The 19,485-nt window shown below is 32.8% G+C and carries 12 protein-coding genes; 5 read left to right on the forward strand and 7 right to left on the reverse strand.

The window, feature by feature from the left end; all coding sequences use genetic code 11:
• Positions 1 to 38 precede the first annotated feature (38 nt).
• On the forward strand, positions 39 to 1,784 hold the full coding sequence (rho, locus tag IMZ30_RS11095) for a transcription termination factor Rho (protein WP_207038362.1): 1,746 nt from the start codon (positions 39 to 41) through the stop codon (positions 1,782 to 1,784).
• A gap of 179 nt (positions 1,785 to 1,963) precedes the next feature.
• Here the strand turns inward: rho and uvrB are convergent, their stop codons facing one another.
• From uvrB to IMZ30_RS11130, 7 genes are all read right to left on the reverse strand, one after another.
• Positions 1,964 to 3,970 carry an excinuclease ABC subunit UvrB gene (gene uvrB / locus IMZ30_RS11100; RefSeq protein WP_207038363.1) on the reverse strand — a complete coding sequence of 669 codons (2,007 nt, stop codon included), beginning with the start codon at positions 3,968 to 3,970 and terminating at the stop codon, positions 1,964 to 1,966.
• 86 nt (positions 3,971 to 4,056) lie between these two features.
• On the reverse strand, positions 4,057 to 6,342 hold the full coding sequence (locus IMZ30_RS11105; RefSeq protein WP_207038364.1) for a T9SS type B sorting domain-containing protein: 2,286 nt from the start codon (positions 6,340 to 6,342) through the stop codon (positions 4,057 to 4,059).
• A 109-nt stretch (positions 6,343 to 6,451) separates the two neighbouring features.
• Complete coding sequence (locus IMZ30_RS11110; RefSeq protein ID WP_207038365.1) at positions 6,452 to 8,209, reverse strand: T9SS type B sorting domain-containing protein; 1,758 nt, start codon at positions 8,207 to 8,209, stop codon at positions 6,452 to 6,454.
• Between the two features lie 3 nt (positions 8,210 to 8,212).
• Positions 8,213 to 8,617: a hypothetical protein gene (locus IMZ30_RS11115; RefSeq protein WP_207038366.1), complete on the reverse strand. Its 405-nt coding sequence runs from the start codon at positions 8,615 to 8,617 to the stop codon at positions 8,213 to 8,215.
• 3 nt (positions 8,618 to 8,620) lie between these two features.
• Positions 8,621 to 11,197, reverse strand: coding sequence for a T9SS type B sorting domain-containing protein (locus tag IMZ30_RS11120; protein ID WP_207038367.1), 2,577 nt, complete (start codon positions 11,195 to 11,197; stop codon positions 8,621 to 8,623).
• A gap of 28 nt (positions 11,198 to 11,225) precedes the next feature.
• Entirely contained in the window at positions 11,226 to 12,050 is an 825-nt protein-coding gene (locus IMZ30_RS11125) for an ABC transporter permease (RefSeq protein WP_207038368.1), read from the reverse strand.
• A gap of 4 nt (positions 12,051 to 12,054) precedes the next feature.
• Positions 12,055 to 12,954 carry an ABC transporter ATP-binding protein gene (locus IMZ30_RS11130; RefSeq protein WP_207038369.1) on the reverse strand — a complete coding sequence of 300 codons (900 nt, stop codon included), beginning with the start codon at positions 12,952 to 12,954 and terminating at the stop codon, positions 12,055 to 12,057.
• Positions 12,955 to 13,147: 193 nt separating this feature from the next.
• Between IMZ30_RS11130 and IMZ30_RS11135 the strand changes: the two genes are divergently transcribed.
• The 4 genes from IMZ30_RS11135 (at position 13,148) to IMZ30_RS11150 (ending at position 19,458) form a co-directional block, all read left to right on the forward strand.
• Entirely contained in the window at positions 13,148 to 14,197 is a 1,050-nt protein-coding gene (locus IMZ30_RS11135) for a hypothetical protein (RefSeq protein WP_207038370.1), read from the forward strand.
• A gap of 66 nt (positions 14,198 to 14,263) precedes the next feature.
• Positions 14,264 to 16,201: a M1 family metallopeptidase gene (locus IMZ30_RS11140; protein WP_207038371.1), complete on the forward strand. Its 1,938-nt coding sequence runs from the start codon at positions 14,264 to 14,266 to the stop codon at positions 16,199 to 16,201.
• A gap of 42 nt (positions 16,202 to 16,243) precedes the next feature.
• Positions 16,244 to 18,097: a CocE/NonD family hydrolase gene (locus IMZ30_RS11145; protein ID WP_207038372.1), complete on the forward strand. Its 1,854-nt coding sequence runs from the start codon at positions 16,244 to 16,246 to the stop codon at positions 18,095 to 18,097.
• 134 nt (positions 18,098 to 18,231) lie between these two features.
• The gene (locus tag IMZ30_RS11150) at positions 18,232 to 19,458 is read left to right on the forward strand and encodes a multidrug effflux MFS transporter (protein ID WP_207038373.1); all 1,227 of its coding nucleotides are present in this window, start codon (positions 18,232 to 18,234) and stop codon (positions 19,456 to 19,458) included.
• Positions 19,459 to 19,485 lie beyond the last annotated feature (27 nt).

Below are 19,485 nucleotides of genomic sequence, written 5' to 3' on the forward strand. Positions count from 1 at the left end.
TTACTTCAAAATATTTAAAATAATTTCAATAAATATCAATGTTAGAGATTAATGAATTAAAGGCAAAAAAACTGCCTGAATTGCAAGATATTGCTAAAGAGCTAGAAGTACCAAAGTTTAAGAGTTTAAAAAAATTAGATTTAATTTACCAAATTCTTGATTATCAGGCTAGCAATCCTGAAAAGGTTAAATCTGTTGTTTTATCTGAATCGAGTCCTGCAAAAGCTTCATCTTCAAAAAGCAAAAGTAAAGCACAGTCAGATTCAAAAAACGAATCTCCTAAAAAAAATACAAAGACGAATGAAAATAAAACGGCTGCTAAGGTTTCAGATGAATCTAAATCTACTGAGGATAAAAACACTAAGCGACAAAGACAGAAGACAGCTTCAAACCAATCTAAGTCTGAAAATTCTAATCAAACAAAATCTAATAAAAATTCTCAGCAACAAACTTCAGCCAAAGAAAAGGAAGACGCTAATCAAAAAAATAATCAGTCTTCTAAACAATCACAGAAGCAAAATTCAAAATCAGAGCAAAATCAAAAAAAGTCTTCAGACTCTAAAAATGATGCTTCTCAGAAGCGTTCGTCTCACCAATCTAACCAGAAATCTAATCAGAAAAACGGTAACAAAGACACCAGAAATAAATATAAACAACCAAATTATGAATTTGATGCGATTATAGAATCTGAAGGTGTACTAGATATGATGCCTGATGGCTACGGTTTTTTACGTTCATCAGATTATAATTATTTATCATCTCCTGATGATATTTATCTTTCTCAATCTCAAATAAAATTATTTGGATTAAAAACAGGTGATACTGTTTTAGGTCAAGTTAGACCACCTAAAGAAGGTGAAAAATATTTTCCTTTAATAAAAATCAATAAAATTAACGGTCTTGACCCACAAGTTGTGCGTGATCGTGTTTCTTTTGAACATTTAACGCCATTATTTCCTAAAGAGCGTTTTAGAATAGCAGACCGAAGCTCTTCAATTAGCACGCGAGTTATGGACATGTTTGCACCAATTGGTAAAGGGCAACGTGGTATGATTGTATCACAGCCAAAAACAGGTAAAACAATGTTGCTTAAAGACATTGCCAATGCTATTGCAGCAAACCATCCTGAAGTTTATCAAATTGTATTGTTAATTGATGAACGTCCAGAAGAAGTGACGGATATGCAGCGAAGCGTTCGAGGTGAAGTAGTCGCTTCAACTTTTGATAAAGAAGCACATGAACATGTTAAAGTAGCTAATATAGTTCTTGATAAGGCTAAGCGATTAGTTGAATGTGGTCATGATGTGGTTATTTTATTAGACTCAATTACGCGTTTAGCTAGAGCTTATAATACAGTTCAGCCAGCAAGTGGTAAAGTGTTAAGTGGCGGAGTAGATGCTAATGCTTTACATAAACCAAAGCGCTTTTTCGGTGCGGCTCGAAATATTGAAAATGGAGGCTCACTTTCAATAATTGCTACAGCTTTAACAGATACCGGCTCAAAAATGGATGAAGTTATTTTTGAAGAGTTTAAAGGAACTGGAAATATGGAGCTACAGTTAGACCGTAAGATTGCTAACCGACGTATTTTCCCTGCAATAGACTTAACGGCATCGAGTACAAGACGAGATGATTTATTACTCGATCAAGATATGGTTCAAAAAATGTGGGTAATGCGAAAGTATTTAGCTGATATGAATCCTGTAGAAGCTATGGAGTTTATAAGTGAACGCATTAAGCAAACTAAAAATAATGAAGAATTTATCATTTCTATGAATGGTTAAATTCACTTCAATTATTTAATATTTCAAAACCGCTTTAATTTAATTAGAGCGGCTTTTTTATAAACGGTATTTAATTCAGAAAATAAAGTTATGATGATGCTTAGATTTAAGTTGTTCATCAACTTCAACCAAAATACTTAGAAGTGCAAAAAGCAATGGAGTTTAAAGTAATACTTCGACTAATCTTGGTGTTCAATTTTTTCTTGTAACATTTTCAATTCGTCACGAAATTTGGCCGCTTCCATAAAGTCAAGTTCTTTAGCAGCGTTTTCCATTGCTTTACGTACTTTCTTTATTCTTGTTTTAATTTCAGTAGTTGAATAATTTTCGGCTGCTTCTTCTGCTGCTGCTAGAGTAGGCGTTTCAACTGGATCGTATTCTTTTGATTTTGCGCGTTTGTCAAAAACACTGTCAATAGATTTAATGAGTGCCTTCGGTGTGATATTATTTTTTTGATTATAATTAATTTGTTTACTGCGGCGGTATTCTGTTTCGTCGATGGTTTTTTGCATGCTTTCTGTAACTTTATCTGCATATAAAATGGCGCGACCTTCGAGATGCCTAGCTGCTCTACCAATCGTTTGGGTTAAAGTTCTATTACTGCGTAAAAAGCCTTCTTTATCGGCGTCTAAAATCGCCACAAGTGAGACTTCAGGTAAATCAAGACCTTCACGTAAAAGGTTTACGCCTACCAAGACATCAAAAACACCTTTTCTTAAATCAGACATAATTTCAACACGTTCTAAAGTGTCGATATCACTATGAATATAGCGTGTTTTAATGTCAACCCGCATCAGATATTTAGTTAATTCTTCTGCCATCCGTTTGGTTAAGGTAGTAACTAAAACACGTTGATTTTTTTTAACGCGTTGATCAATTTCATCTATTAAATCATCTATTTGGTTTTCACTTGGTCTTACTTCAATCTCAGGATCGAGTAGACCTGTTGGGCGTATGACTTGTTCTACATAAACACCACCACTTTTTTGGAGTTCGTAATCGGCTGGTGTTGCACTTACATAAATTACTTGATTTTGGAGTGCCTCAAATTCTTCTAATTTAAGTGGACGATTATCTAGAGCAGCAGGAAGTCTAAAGCCATATTCAACTAAATTTTCTTTACGCGAACGGTCGCCTCCGTACATAGCACCAACTTGTGGAATGGTGACATGACTTTCATCAACTAACATTAGATAATCATCTGGGAAATAATCTAACAAACAGAATGGTCTTGTCCCTGGATTTCGGCCATCTAGGTAACGTGAATAATTTTCAATTCCTGAACAATAACCTAATTCTTTAATCATTTCAAGGTCAAAATTGGTGCGCTCTTCAATCCGTTTGGCTTCAAGTGGTTTGCCAATCTCTTGAAAATAATTAATTTGCTTTCCTAAATCAATTGCAATTTGATCTATAGCTTGATTTAATACATCAGGTGAAGTTACAAAAATGTTAGCTGGGTATATATTAAGCTTATCATATTTTGCGAAAATTTCGTTAGTCTGTGGATCAAAAGCTTCAATGTCTTCAATCTCATCACCAAAAAAATGGACGCGATAGGCATGATCGGCATAACCAGGATAAATGTCTAATGTATCACCTTTAATTCTGAAATTACCACGATTAAATTGAACTTCTGTTCTAGAATATAAACTTTGAACTAAGCGTTGTAAAAATTGGGTTCTTGAAATTACTTGATCTATTTCAATAGAAATGACATTTTTTTGGAATTCAGCTGGATTTCCGATTCCATATAAACAACTTACCGAAGCGACAACTAGAACATCTCTGCGGCCTGATAGGAGTGAAGATGTTGTACTCAACCTTAATTTCTCAATATCTTCATTAATAGATAAGTCTTTTTCTATATAAGTGCCTGTAGTTGGAATAAAAGCTTCAGGTTGATAATAGTCATAATACGAAACAAAGTATTCTACAGCGTTATTAGGAAAAAAAGCCTTAAATTCAGCATATAATTGAGCAGCAAGCGTTTTGTTATGGGCTAAAACCAATGTTGGTTTTTGAACCTTTTCAACTACATTGGCCATACTAAAAGTTTTACCTGAACCTGTGACGCCTAAAAGTGTTTGATACTGCTCATTAGCATTGATCCCTTTTACTAGCTGCTTAATAGCATTGGGTTGATCTCCCGTTGGCTTATAATCTGATTGTAAGTTAAATTTCAAATTAAATCTTTTTACGAAAATAGTTTGAGGATATGTCTTCACCAAACAATTAATTCGCTTTTAACCCTAAATTAATCCTTTTAGATTTAGCGTTTTAATGTGAAGTGATGAGTATAAGTTTGGCCATCTTCAAACTCTACAACATACCAATAATCACCACTAGGAAGTAAATTGCCATTGAATGTACCATTCCAAGATAGATTAGAAGAATCTAGCCTTGCTATATGTTTCCCATAACGGTCAAAAATTTGAATAAATTTAATTTGATTTCGTTGTTCTTGCGGTCCTTTAACTGCCCAGACATCATTATATCCATCATTATTAGGTGTAAAAAATTGGGGGAAATCAATGACTTGAAACTCGACTGAAGTTAAACCACATCCATTTTTATCTCGAACAAAAATGGTATTTTGAGCTGCAGAAACTTCAAAAAAGTTAGAATCTTTAAAAGCAGATGTGTTAAGTGCATATTCATACTCACCAGCACCTTCGGCAATAATCTCAACTTGAAAATTTTCAGGTGTTCCCGTTAGATTATAAGAAATTGATGCAGATTCAGAAACAAGTACGTTGAAGTTTTGTGTGACAAAACATTCTGAAAGGCTTTGAGGGTTTGAAATTTCTACCGTATAACTACCTGATTCATCAACAAGAATAGTTGAAGTTGTTGCCCCTGTAGACCAGTTATAATTGAAGTTTCCTGTTGTATTTTGTAAAGAAGGAACTAACTCAACTTGTGATGCTTCATTTAAGCAAAGAAAGCTTTCCGACTGTGTTTCAGATAATTCTGGAACTTGAGCAGAACTTAAAATGACTTCAAGCGTAGCAGAACAATTATAAGAATTTTGAAAACGAGCAAAGATTGAGTTTGAAGAGTTCTCAGGAAATGATAATTCTGTTTCTAAGATTTCATTTAAATTGTTAGCGGCATCAGTTTGTGTGTTAAATAAGCTAATACTTGTGTTATTTGGAATATTGCTATTATTTTCTATTCTTGAAATAAGATCATTAATACTAAATACAATTTCATTATTTTCATTTCTACAAGTTTGGACTTCTAAGCTAGGTAAAGTTGTTGGATTGATATTTAAGTTTAGGTTTAAAACTGTCTGACATCCAGCTTCATTTTGAACAGCAACATATAGCTGGGTGTTAGTGGCAACTTCGAAATTTTGCGTATTTAGAATAGGGTTTTGCAGTAAAATAGCTTCATTTAAAGAGGTGTAAAATCCATTACTGATAAGGTTTAATTCGTTTATCTCAGCTAATACAAGATCTAAATTGAATTGTGTTAGACCAATTTCAGCTTGACATTGTGTAATGTTTAAATCGTCGTAATTATTAGGATTAATAAACTCAACCTCGATGCTATCTGTAGCACTGCAACCATTTGCTAATTCTACATTTACGCGATAAGTTCCAGCGCCAAACCCAGCTTGTGAAATTTCTAAATCTAAGCTGTTTTCATTTTGTGAAATTTCAGTGCCTTCATAGAACCAAGTAATATTATTTCCAGCTTGTTCTTCAGGTAAGCTTAATGTAAAAACATCACCTTCACAAAGCGCATTATTTCCTGTCAAGTCTTGACCTAAATCAGCTCCTATGTTAAAACTATTGGCTTCAATAAAAACGGCAGAATCGTACCTGTAATTTGTTTCATCAGCAATAACAAGCTTAATGTCGTAAGTTTGGTTAGCAATAACATTTGCGTTAGCAGTTAAAACTGCTGTTCTTCCGTTAAAATTTATAGGTGCATTAGTATTATTAAATTGACCGAAATATTCTTCATTTTCAGCTGGGCAACCGTTATTACCAGGAATTTCAGGATGAACAGAAGTCACTAAAACTGGCTCGTTTGTGCCAGGAATTACAGCAATGTTTTCAAATTGTGCTTGCGTATTTGCAGGTTTAATTAAAAATGCAAAAGCATCAGAATAAATACAAGTGTTTGGATCGCCTTCTTGATATTCTTCAGAGGCAAAAATGTAGCGGAAGCTTAGGTTTGTTGCTTTGGGTGTAAATTGAAATTCAAAAACAGTTGCATTTGTTGTTTCACCAGGACTTAATCCCACAGCATTTTCTAAATCACTGTCGCCAACCCAATTATCATCATTACCATCATCGCTTAAATTATCGTTAGGACCATCGACATTATTTAATCTACCAGTAGACAAAACGAGTCCACTTTCAAAAGGAAAACCTGAGTTATTTGATTCGAAAAAGCCAAATGATTTTGTATTTGAGAAGCTTCCACCGCTAGTATTGGTAATTAAAATATTCTCAACACATTCTGTATCGCCAAACAAAACTGTTTCCACAAGCTCTTGTTCTGTATAGAAGTTTGGTGCAGTAGTAACATATTGGGCATTCATGCTCAAAGCGCTCATTAAAAGCAAACAAAAAAGATATTTCAATACTTAATTTTTAGGGATTGCAAATCTAGTTAATGTTTAAGACTTATAAACATAGCCTAGGTTTGATTTAACGTTTTAAGGTGAAATTTCCTTTTAAAATTTGGCCTGATTGAAGTTGTATTACATACCAATAGTCATTTGCAGGCATAGGTTTTCCCTTGTAAGTACCATCCCAACCTTTGCTATTTTGTGAGAAGCTAGTGATATGTTTACCATAACGGTTAAATACTTGAATATAATCTATCCTGATATCTGCTTTTACAATACCTTCAAGCTGCCAAAAGTCGTTAATACCATCATTATTTGGTGTAAAAAAATCCTTAACACCTAAGATGGCAACACTATCTTTTTGAGTTCCACAGCCATTTTTATCTCGAACAAACACATCATAAATGCCAGGTGCTAGATTTTCAAAAAGAGGCTCATCTTGAAAATCAAACGCATAATCAAGTGCGTATTCATAATTACCTAAGCTTTCAGCTGCTAGAATTATGGAAATTGAATTATTTTCCTGTGTAGTGTCTTCAATTTCAAAACTGAAAGAAGCGATATTTGATTCAATAACTTCTTGAGATTTTGAAGAAGAGCATCCAGATAAATTGTTTGTAACTGTTACAGTGTAAATTCCTGCTTGATTGATAGCTATAACTGGTGTGATTTCACCATTACTCCAACTAAAAGAATAATCTTCTTGCTCATCTAAAGGTATTCCTGCATCTAATTGAATCGTTTCAGGAAAATCTTCTTGACAATAAATAAGTGTATCATCTTCAGATTGAATATTTGGGGTTGATGTAACCTTCAAATCTAGGGCTATAACACTTGCACAAGTTGAAGATGTTTTTACCCTTACATAAATAGTTTGATTATAAGCTTGAGTATTGGTAAAAGTTGAACTTATTAATTCTTCTGCATTTTCATTGATAGCAGCTTCCTCAGTTAAATAATATGAAAAACTCGCTTCATCATTAATTGAAAAAATCGATTGATTTGCTTCTTGTAAGTTAAATTCTGCTAGACCTAATTCTGGTTCAGTTTCACATTCAACCAAAGCTGATGGTTCATTGATTTGAATGTAAGGTGTATAAACTAAATTAAACTCTTGTGTGGTTAAGTCGTTTCCAAGGTTGTCTTGTGGTGTTACAGTGTAAACGCCTTCTTGATTAACCTCTAAAACAGGTGTATTTGAATTTTCTAATTCAATAGTGCTGTTACCATTGTTAAACTCCCAAACGTAATTAACAGCCTCATTAGTTGTTGCGTCTAAGTTTACAACTTCATTTTCGCAAGCTTCAATTACATTTAAAATGCTGCAGTCAGTCGCACCTGAGCCCGAGTTTTGGTTTAATAATATACTGCCAGGAACACCTTCAAAATTAGTGATGAGCATGATATAATATTCGCCGGTTTGAGCGTTAGAAATACTCGCAAATTCGGTGGCAGATGGTGAGTAGCTACAAGCTATGATATCATTGGTTGGTGGTGTATTCACTTCACAAACATCTAAATTTTCGTATGGTCCCCAAAGCGCAAAATCAACATCTAAAAGAGCGCCAATCGGATTGCCGTTATCATCAAATCCACCTGAAGACTGAATTATTTCGAAATTGAGATTACCAGGTTCATCAATCTGTATATAAAACCAAGCTGGATTTGGTGTAGAACTCAAGCAATCAACTGCTCCAAATCCATTATTTCCAGTTGTGTTTGAAAAAACTAAAGAAGAATCGCCAGCACAAAATGGTTCTGGGCTACTACAATTAGGACTTTGGGCATAAGTAAAACAACTAATGATAAGGCATACATAAATAACAACTCTTTTCATAGCTTATTGTTTTGAGGGATAAATCTTAATAAGCTGCTTTGATTTTGAATAATAATAAAAGACTGTTTGGTCATTGTAAATATCCATTTTGTAAAGAAAAGGGTTAAATTGAGATCGGACTAAAGAATCAGGTAAACTAGTGTTTAATTCTTTGTTGTATGTGGTTATTTTTTGTAAAGTTCCAAAATCATTATATGGTTTAGGTGGTTTTTTAACATTATTGATAATAAAAACTCTTTTTAATAATGCTTTTTTGTTTTTTAGGTGAACTGGATTCGAAAAAACGATTGTTTCTGCTTGATCTAAATAGACTTGTTTAATGTACTTATTAAAGTTGGAACTGTTAAGAGGAATTTCTTGAGAATTTACTATAAAAGAGGCGAATAAAAAAGCAATTAAAAGCTTCATGAGTTATCGTTTTAAGGTGAAATTTCCTTTTAATACTAATCCATCTTGCAGTTTTATAACATACCAATAATCGTTGGAAGGCATAGGTTTTCCCTTGTAGGTACCATCCCAACCTTTGCTATTTTGTGAGAAGCTAGTGATATGTTTGCCATAACGGTCAAATACTTGAATATAATCTATCCTGATATCTGCTTTTACAATACCTTCAAGCTGCCAAAAGTCGTTAATACCATCATTATTTGGTGTAAAAAAATCTCGCACACCTAAAAGTCCTACACGTTCTTTTCGGGTGCCACATCCGTTTTTGTCACGAACAAAAACGTCATAAATTCCTGGAGCTAAACCTTCAAAAAATGGCTCATCTTGAAAATCGAATGGATACTCTAAAGCATATTCATAATCACCTAAACTTCCTGTAGTTACAATAATTGATATTGTATTATTTTCTTGTGTGGTATCTTCAACTTCAAAGTCAAATGAAGCGATATTTGAAGCTATAACTTCGTGAGAGCGAGAAGTGGAGCATCCTGTTGAGTTATTGGTAACAGTTACAGTATAAATTCCTGCTTGATTAACGCCAATGCTTGATGAAGTTTGACCACTATTCCAACTGTAGGAATAATTAGCTTGTTCATTAACTGGTATACCTGAATCTAGTTGAAGTAATTCTGGAAAATCTTCTTGACAGTAGAATTGTGATGTATCATTACCTAAATCCGGTAATAATCCACTAATTAAAGTAATTTGTTGATAATCGATGCAATTGCCATTATTAATTTTTGCAACTATTGATTGGTTATTTGAAGTACTTTGAAAATTCGAAATGTTAGTTATTAAATTATCGTCGTTTACCGCATCGTCAAAATTAAGAAAGTAAGATACATCAATCTGATTTTCAGTAAGATTAGTGCCTTGAATAAATTGAGAAACAGTTTCATTTAGATTGAAGTTAGAAACGGTTTCACCTTCATTTACACATTCGGTTAAAATTGCATTTTGATACTCTGGAATCTCTGAAAATGTAACTCTAGCTGTTCCGATTAAAGGACAAGAGCCATCATTTAAATCTACTTCTAAGGTGTAAAACTCAGTGTAAGGTAAGTTTACATTTTCAGGTAATGTAACTTCAAAAGAAGCACTATTTTGGTTTTCTACAATTTCATCATTTATTTTCCAGGTATAAGTAGCATTTGGGATATCATCATAACCAAGTGTATAAGTTTCATTTTCGCATAAATCTAGATTAGTAGTTAAAACTTCACCTAAGTTTACGATATCAATTTTATTTAGAAACAGAGATTGAATAAAAGGTGGTAAGCCAAAAGTTGACGTTCTACCCAACAAACTAATTCCATTTTGGTTATAAATTAAATTTTCTGGTTCTGCTTCCGGATTTTCTAAAACACCAAGTTGAGGTTGGTTTAAATTAGAAACATAAATTTTACCATCAGGTGCCAGCTGCATAGCGCCTTTTTGGCTGAAATCGTCTACAACTATTTCACCAGAATTTGGAACATCATTAGCCGTTAAATCCCATTGCCAGATTAATCGGTTATTAATTGTTGCGTAAGCTTTAGCGCTATTTGAAGAAAATGCTACACCATAAACATTAAAATCTTCAATTAACATTTGAGCATTTGAAACAATTCCGGTGTTATTATCAAAATCAAATAAATAAATATTACCATCTCCTGCATCTTGATTTCCATCTGCTGGGTTATAATTAGTTGTATTATTTGCAGAAACTATTTTTGATCCATCAGGTGAAGCTTTCATGTATCCTAAAGCCGCTCGTCTATAATTGTCTGTTGTTATGCTAGGACCAGCAGTTGAAATAACAGGTGTTTCATTAATACCGTTTTCATCAATCTTAAAAGCGTAAAATGAATCAACAAAATGCACAATAATCCAAATCGAAGTACAATCGCCACCACGTACTGCGGTTATTTTTTCTGAAGCTTTAAACTTAAGATGCTCAGGATTATTAGGATCATAAGTAACAAGTTCAATGTTTTTTTGATTCGGGATAACATCACCTAAGCCATTATTCAAGGTCATGTCGACAACCGAATAATTTAAGCCATTATTAAAACCATCATCATCAGTTGGCACTTCATGAAATGTTACATCTGTATAATTTGGTATTGGATTACCTTGCTGGTCTGCTGGTCCCTGATTAGGATAAGCAAATGCATTATCATGATGTGGCTCGTCTAGTGTAAATACAAAGTATAAATTTGTGTTTGTAGGGTGTGGAACGATTAAACCACTTGATGTACTTGAGGGATCACCATTTAAACCATCAAAATTGGTACTTGGACTATAATTAGCATTATTCATTGGAAGATGATTTCTGTTCCAAATTGTTCTGCCATCGGTATAAAACAATAAATCTCCATTAGGTGCAGAGATAGATGAACAACCTTCATTTGTGCTTAACGCACCATCTAATAATGCTGTAGGCGGACTTGTGTTAAATGTTATTCCTGCATTGTTTCCAAAATACCAATTATTAGCTTCACCTTGACTATAGTGATAGAATGGAATCAGCAAAAACAGTGAGAGAATATAAAATCGCAAGTTTTTTCACCAAATATAAAAAAATTGCTTACAAATCGCGTTTTTTCAATACAAGTAATGAACCGTAAACAAAAATAAAAGTCCATACCAAAACAATTATAATGCTTAGTAAACTGACATCATAATTTTTAACAAATTCTGGATTAACTGATTGTGCAGTTGACTTTACAATATTTAAGCGAGTAACAGGTTCTTTAATAAGGTTACTCATAGACTCTAATGGCATGAATTGAATTAAAGGTTTTAAAACCTTAAGCTGAAATGTAATCACTAAATAGATAATACCTTCAATTACCCAAATTAAAAATAAGAACCCTAAGGCAAAAGCCGAACGTTTCACAAAAATTCCTAAAAACATACAAAGCGAAAAGAAGCCAAGCAATTTTACAAAATAGGCAAAAACGTATTCTAAATCTGAAAATATGATGCTTGCTTCATCAAAATCAGAAAAAATTAAGCCTAAAACTAAGGAAACAACAAAAACTAAAACCGTTGAAGCAGCAGCATAAAGCAATACATTTAAAAATTTTGATAAAATAAATTCCTTTTTACTGAGGCCATCAATTAAATTTTGTTTGAGCGTTCTGTTTGTATATTCACTAGACATCATTGATACGATAACAATAGCTAAAAATATTTTTAGAAAAGCAACCACGTAGGTGTTAAAGTGCCAAATGTATGGAAAGTTAAAAATGCCTTGATCGGCAAACCTAAAGTCAATAGCTCCAAAATTAAAACGTATAGAGGCAAATAAGGCAATAGCTGAAAATAAAACAAAGTATAAAATGCTTAGTATTTTTGCAGATTTGTTATGTTTCAGTTTGTGAAATTCTATTAAAAATAAGCGTTTCATGGCGTTAGGCTTTTGTAAGTTCTAAAAATTGTTCTTCTAAAGTTTCTTTTCTTTTAATGAGTAAGTTAACGTAAATACCTTTATTAGCTAAGGTTTTATTAAGTTCACTAGCTTCAATAGGTTGGCTTAAAAATGCCTTTAATCGATGATCTTCATCATGCTTAACTACTTTCTCAATAAATTCAAGTTGATTAAGTGCAGTTTGCAATTCATCGAGATTTTTTGAAGCGATTTCAACAAAGCCATGAGTTGCATTCATTTGGTCTACGCTTCCCGCATAAAGCTTTACACCGTTTCTGATTATTACAACATGAGAACATACTTTTTCTACCTCATCAAGTAGGTGAGAGGCAAGCAGAATCGTCATGCCATCTGCTGCAATCGTTTTTATAATTTCACGAATTTGGTGAATTCCTTGAGGGTCTAACCCATTGGTAGGTTCGTCTAAAATAAGTATTTCAGGGTCGTTAAGTAATGCGGAGGCAATAGCTAGGCGTTGTTTCATACCTAAAGAATAACTTTTAAAAGTATTCTTTTTTCGATCTAGTAAATCGACAATCTCTAATTTTTCATCAATTTTAGAATAATCAACCCCTTTAATTTTACAAACCAACTTCAAATTATCTTCAGCAGACATGTTAGGATAAAAATTTGGGTTTTCAATGATAGCGCCAACTTTTTTTAGCGCTTCGTGGGTTTCAATTTGTCCGCCGAACCACTCAAATTCACCAGAAGTTTTATTCACTACGTTCAAAATTATCCCAAGTGTAGTTGATTTTCCACTTCCATTAGGACCTAAAATACCGTATACATTGCCTTTTTCAATTTCAAAACTCAGTTGATTAACAGCCGTGAGTTTTCCAAATTTTTTGGTGAGTTGATTTAACTTTAGAATTGTTTTCACAGAATTGAATTTATTTATAAGTCCTAAAACTAATTAATTGTTACAACTTAGTTAAAAAAATCTTATAAGATTATCTTTAAATATTTCTAATTTTCAGTTGAAGTTTAAGGTAATTACTCATAATATAAGTTAATAATCCTTACATTGCTTAATGATTATATGACTGACTTAATTATTAAATTCAGATTTGAGTATGCAACAAAAACTAATGTCTAAAAAGAAGCCAACCTTTCCTATTAATGATGGTTTAAATTCATATTTGGAGCTTTACAATAGGAAAACTAAAATTCCAGTATCTTATGATGATTTACTACGTTTCTCAGGTTCTATTGTTGTTTATGATCAAAACGATGAAGATACACTTTGGGTACGCTGTTATTATCCTGATTACGAGCGTGAAGATATAGACCATAGTTTAAAAAAAGTTTACCTTATATTACATTCTGACGGAAGAAGTGCAGAGCTTGATTTTTTAAATGTAGATGCTATTGATTTTTGCACATTTGGGAACTCAAAACCATTTCGTATTAAAATCAGAAATGTCTTAAATGATAACTTTACCTATTTTTATATAAAAAAAGCTGATGCTTCGAGGATTTATGGTTTAGATTTTGAGCATATTTTATCACCTCACCGAATTAATTTTCTAGTCTATAAAGATACTTTAATCGAAGAGCATATTGCAGGAATTCCAGGCGATGTTTTTATTAAAGAGCACTTGCCAGATTGTGATTCAAGAGCCAAAACTCAAATTGCCAAACAGTTTGTAAAATTTAATGAACGCTGTACCTTACGTTTGTTAGGAGATATGCGCTCATATAATTACGTGGTTATACCCACACACGATTTTGACCATGTAGATTATAAAATCAGGGCGATAGACTTTGACCAACAAAATTTTGAAGGTAACTTAAAAGTTTACCGACCACAATTTTTTAAAGAAAATTACACTATGGTTAAATTAGTTGAAAGTCATCTTGAAGAATCTTCGATAGAGCAATACCGTAAAGAAGAAAGATCACAAGTTGCAAAAAGATTAATCACTTCTCAAAAACGCTTTAGAATGCTTATAAGATGTATGATTAAAGATCATATTTCTACCCGAGAAAATGTATTACAATTGCGTAAAGAATTAGTTAATTATACACGTGATGTAAAATTTAAACGTGCTAAAACTATGGGGCATATTCTTAAAACGGCACTTGATTTTGTTAAGCGTAATTATTTAGAATACGATGAATAAAACATTTTAATCTTAATATTTTAAAATAACTCTCAAATTTATATTTTTATCGAAAATCTTATATCTATGAAATATTACAGACTGCCCATTTATTTTTTAATGCTATTATTTAGCTTTACATCTTTTTCTCAAATTGATTCTAATCAAGATGAGTTTGATGATTTTTTGTATAGACGAGGAAATACTTTTAGAACGGCTTCAGGTTTGCCAGGACAAAATTATTTTCAAAATACACCTAATTATCAAATTAAAGTTCAGTTAGACGATAAAGCTCATAAAATAACAGGCCAAGTTGAAATTGAATACACCAATAATAGTCCTCACGACCTCGACTTTATTTGGCTATATCTTGAGCAAAATAGATTTACTCAAAACTCTCGTGGTACATTAACAACTCCGATTGGAGGTAACCGTTATGTTGGAGACACCGATAAAGGCATGACGATAAGCAATTTTTCTGCAAAAGCTCATGGAGAGACTTCAAAAAACTACAAAATTACAGATACACGAATGCAGGTTTTTTTAGAGAAGCCTCTAAAGTCTAATGGTGGCAAAGCAAAAATCAATATGGATTTTGAATATGAAATTCCAATTGATGGTATGGATCGTATGGGACGCCTTAAAACAGAAAACGGCTGGATTTATGCATTAGCTCAATGGTTTCCTCAGGTAGCTGTTTATGATGATGTTGTGGGTTGGAATGTTGAACCTTACCTTGGTGCAGGTGAATTTTATTATGATTATGGTAATTTTAATCTTGAAATTACAGCACCATTCGACCATATTGTTGTCAGTTCTGGAACACTTCAAAATCCTAAAGATGTTTTATCATCAACAGTTTATGAACGTTATAAAAAAGCACAAGAAAGCAACCAAACAGTTTATTTAATTAAACCAGATGAAATTAAAGATGTAAGTTTGAGAGCTCAACAATCTGGGACATTAACTTGGCATTATAAAATTGAAAATTCACGAGATGTTGCTTTTGGAAGCTCAAAAGCTTTTATTTGGGATGCAGCTAAAATTAACTTACCAAGTGGTAGAACTGCTTTAGCTCAATCTGCCTACCCAATAGAAAGTGATGGCCAAGACGCATGGTCACGGTCAACCGAATATTCAAAAGCGTCTGTCGAACATTACTCTAATATGTGGTATGAATATCCTTACAATTCTGCTGTTAATGTTGCTGCAGATATTGGCGGGATGGAGTATCCAGGATTAAACTTTTGTCGTTATACCAGCAAAGGAGCAAGTCTTTGGGGCGTAACAGACCATGAATTTGGTCATAATTGGTTTCCTATGATTGTAGGTTCAAACGAACGCCGTTATGCATGGATGGATGAAGGTTTTAATACCTTTATTAATTACTATTCAACCTTAAATTTTAATAATGGTGAATATCCTGCAAGACTCAATAAACCAAGAAATTTAGTAAGTTGGTTTAAAAGCGACCGCCGTGAAGGAATCGATACTTATCCAGATGTCGCTAATTTAAGAAACTTAGGAATGATTGCTTATTATAAACCAGCACTAGGATTACTGATGTTACGTGAATATATTTTAGGTCCTGATCGTTTTGATTATGCGTTTAAATCTTACATTAAAACATGGGCATTTAAACATCCACAACCTACCGACTTTTTTAACCATATGGAAAATTATGCAGGTGAAAACCTAAATTGGTTTTGGAAAAATTGGTTTTATGGAACAGATAATATTGACTTAGGAATAGAATCAGTTAGACAAGTTGAAGCTAATACTTACGATTTAACCTTCGTAAATGAAGGTGGCATTCCAATGCCTGTAAAATACGAAATAACTTATGCCGATAATTCTACTGAAACTCTTGAGTTACCAGTTGAAATTTGGCAACGTGGTAATTCTTGGAGACACCGATTAAAAACTGAGCATAAAATTATAAAAGTTGAAGTTGACCCAGCTAAAATCTTACCCGATGTTAACTTTGGTAATGACACTTGGCCAGTTAATTTATATAAAGATTAAACACTTCAACTGAAATATAGTCTTATAAACAAATAATATCTTATGAAACAGTTTCAATTAGTGTTTAAATTTTTAATCATTTCATTTTTTGCTTTCAATTCCGCAATAGCTCAAAGTGATTATAAAGTCAATGAACATTACAACAAACAAGAAGTTTATATTAGCATGCGCGATGGTGTTAAATTACATACTACAATTTACTCACCAAAAGATAAGTCGCAAGAATATCCTATTATAATGCAACGAACACCTTATAGTTCAAGACCTTATGGCAAGGATAAATTTAGACGATCTATAGGGCCAAACACTCAGTTAATGAAAGAAGGTAATATTATTGTTTATCAAGATGTTCGTGGTAGATGGATGAGCGAAGGTGTTTATGATAATATGAGGCCTTATATACCAAACAAAAAAGGTAACGAGATTGATGAAGCTAGTGATACCTATGATACGATTGAATGGTTAGTCAATAATGTTGATAACAATAATGGAAACGTAGGCACATGGGGAATTTCATATCCAGGTTTTTATGCCACATATTCTTTGCTATCTGAACATCCAGCTTTAAAGGCAGCTTCACCGCAAGCACCAATAGGTGATTTTTATTTTGATGACTTTCATCACAATGGCGCCTACTTATTATCTTATTGGCGAGCAACAGCTTTATTTGGTTATATGAAAGGTCAACCAACTAATAAGTCATGGTATAAATTTCCTAAAATGGGAACTGAAGATCAATACCAATTTTTTATGGATTATATGCCTTTGTCTAAGTTAGATCAATTTTATGGAGAAGACAATATATTTTGGCAACAGTTAAAACAGCATCCTAACTATGATGAGTTTTGGCAAAAGCGAGGTATTATTCAACATTTAGCTAATGTGGATATTAAGCCAGCAGTAATGACGGTTGGTGGATTGTTCGATGCTGAAGACTTATATGGACCTTTTAATACCTATAAAACTATAGAAAAAAATAACAACAATTATAACAGTGTTGTTTTTGGGCCATGGAGTCATGGTGATTGGGCTAGAAACTATAAACGACAAGTAGTAGGTAATATTTACTTTGGAGATAATTTATCTGAAGAGTTTCAAACCAATTATGCAACTAAGTTTTTTAATCATTTCTTAAAAAATAAAGGCGATGTAAAATCATTAGCAGAAGCACATGTTTTTGATACAGGTGCAAAACAATGGGATAATTACGCAACTTGGCCACCAAAAAATACCACACCAACTGATTTTTATTTAGTTGACAACCAAAAGTTAAGTTCACAAGCAGCTAATACTAAAGAAACTTTTATCAGCGACCCTAATAAACCTGTACCTTACACTGAGGATATAAAAGTTGTATTTACTCCTAGAAAATTCATGACAGATGATCAACGCTTTTCAGCACGTCGTCCTGATGTATTGGTTTATGAAACTGATGTTTTAACGGAAGACATGAAATTATCTGGAGAAGTTTTAGCCGATTTAAATGTGGCCACCACTGGAACAGCTTCAGACTGGATAGTAAAAATTATTGATGTGTATCCATCAGACACCAAAAACACTGATGATATTCAAGATCATTTAAAGTTATCTAATTATCACATGATGGTTAGAAGTGAAGTTTTTAGAGGTCGTTTTCGTGATGGTTTTAATAACCCAAAACCATTTAAACCTAATAAAAAAACAAACGTAAAAATTACACTTCAAGATATTAATCACACTTTTAAAAAAGGACATAAGTTGCAAATACAAGTGCAAAGTACTTTCTTTCCTTACATAGATGTTAACCCACAAACTTATGTTGATAATATTTTTGAAGCTACAAAAGAAGATTTTAAAGCCCAAACTCACACAGTTTTTGGTGATTCAAAACTGGTTTTACCTGTGGTTAACAAATAATTAATTTTTATAATTAACTCTATCAAAACAGCTTTGTATTTCGTGCAAAGCTGTTTTTTTATGAGCAGTATTAATTAATTGTTAATTGAATTAAATGCGGTATTTCAGACATAATTTTATCTGAACTTTGCAAAATGCAACACACCGATCCAAGTCGAAATACACGTCAGCAGAATATTATATTATTAGTTTTAGGTACCATGATTGCCATAGGACCATTATCTATTGATATGTATCTGCCAAGTTTTGAAAATATCGCATCAGATTTTCAAACTTCTAAAGCTCAAGTAGGTGTTTCTTTAACAAGTTATTTTATTGGTATTGCATTTGGTCAATTAGCTTATGGACCTATTATGGATAAATTTGGTCGTAAAGTTCCGCTTTTAGTAGGCTTAATTATTTATATATTGTCTTCATTGAGTTGCTTTTATTCACCTGATATAATGTGGTTAATTATTTCTAGGTTTTTTTTAGCCATTGGAGCTTCAGCTGGAATGGTTGCAGCAAAAGCAGTTGTGAGAGATATTTTTCCACCAGAAGAAGTTGCTCGAGCCATTTCTTTTTTGATGCTCATCATGGGTTCAGCACCTATTATTGCTCCAACATTAGGAGGTTTTGTCATTGCACATTTTAGTTGGCAGATGATATTTATGTTTTTGGCAATTTTTGCGAGTTTAATGTTTTTAAGTGTATTATTTTTTCTCCCAGAAAGTATTACACCCGACAAAGCAGTAAAATTAAAAATTAAACAAGTGGCTTCTAAATATAAAGGTATTATGCAGGATAAAATATTCCTAAGCTTTTCACTAGCAGGAAGCTTGACTATAGGTGCAATGTTTGCTTATATTTCTAATGCACCCATATTATTCATGGATCGATTTCATTTTACCGAAACACAATTTGGTTGGATGTTTGGTTTAAATGCTTCAGGATTAATTATTGGTAGTCAACTTAACCGCTTAGTTCTAAAACGAATCAGTACTTTTAACCTAACTCTTAAAATTTCATACTTACTACTCGTTTTAGGTGTAATACTATTTTTAAACGCTTTGTTTTTTAGTAGTTTTTACATTACCGTAATAAGTTTATTTTTAATTTTATTTTTACTTGGGTTTCAAAATCCTAACACAACAGCCTTATCCTTATATCCATTCACCAAACGTGCAGGTCGAGCATCTGCTTTGGTGGGTTGTCTTAAAATGTGTTTAGGTGCAGTAACATCATTCATAATTAGTTTGTATACAGGAATTAGTTTGGTGCCGATGGCACTAACAATTTTAGTATGTTTAGTTTTAAGTAATATGTTGCTCATTCGTTTTAAGCGTAAAGAAAAAGCAGCTTTAGCATTAGTAAATCCTTAATTTTTAGTAATTTTAATCAAAACTTCA

The organism is Psychroflexus sp. ALD_RP9, assembly GCF_017311165.1.
Taxonomy (GTDB): domain Bacteria; phylum Bacteroidota; class Bacteroidia; order Flavobacteriales; family Flavobacteriaceae; genus Psychroflexus.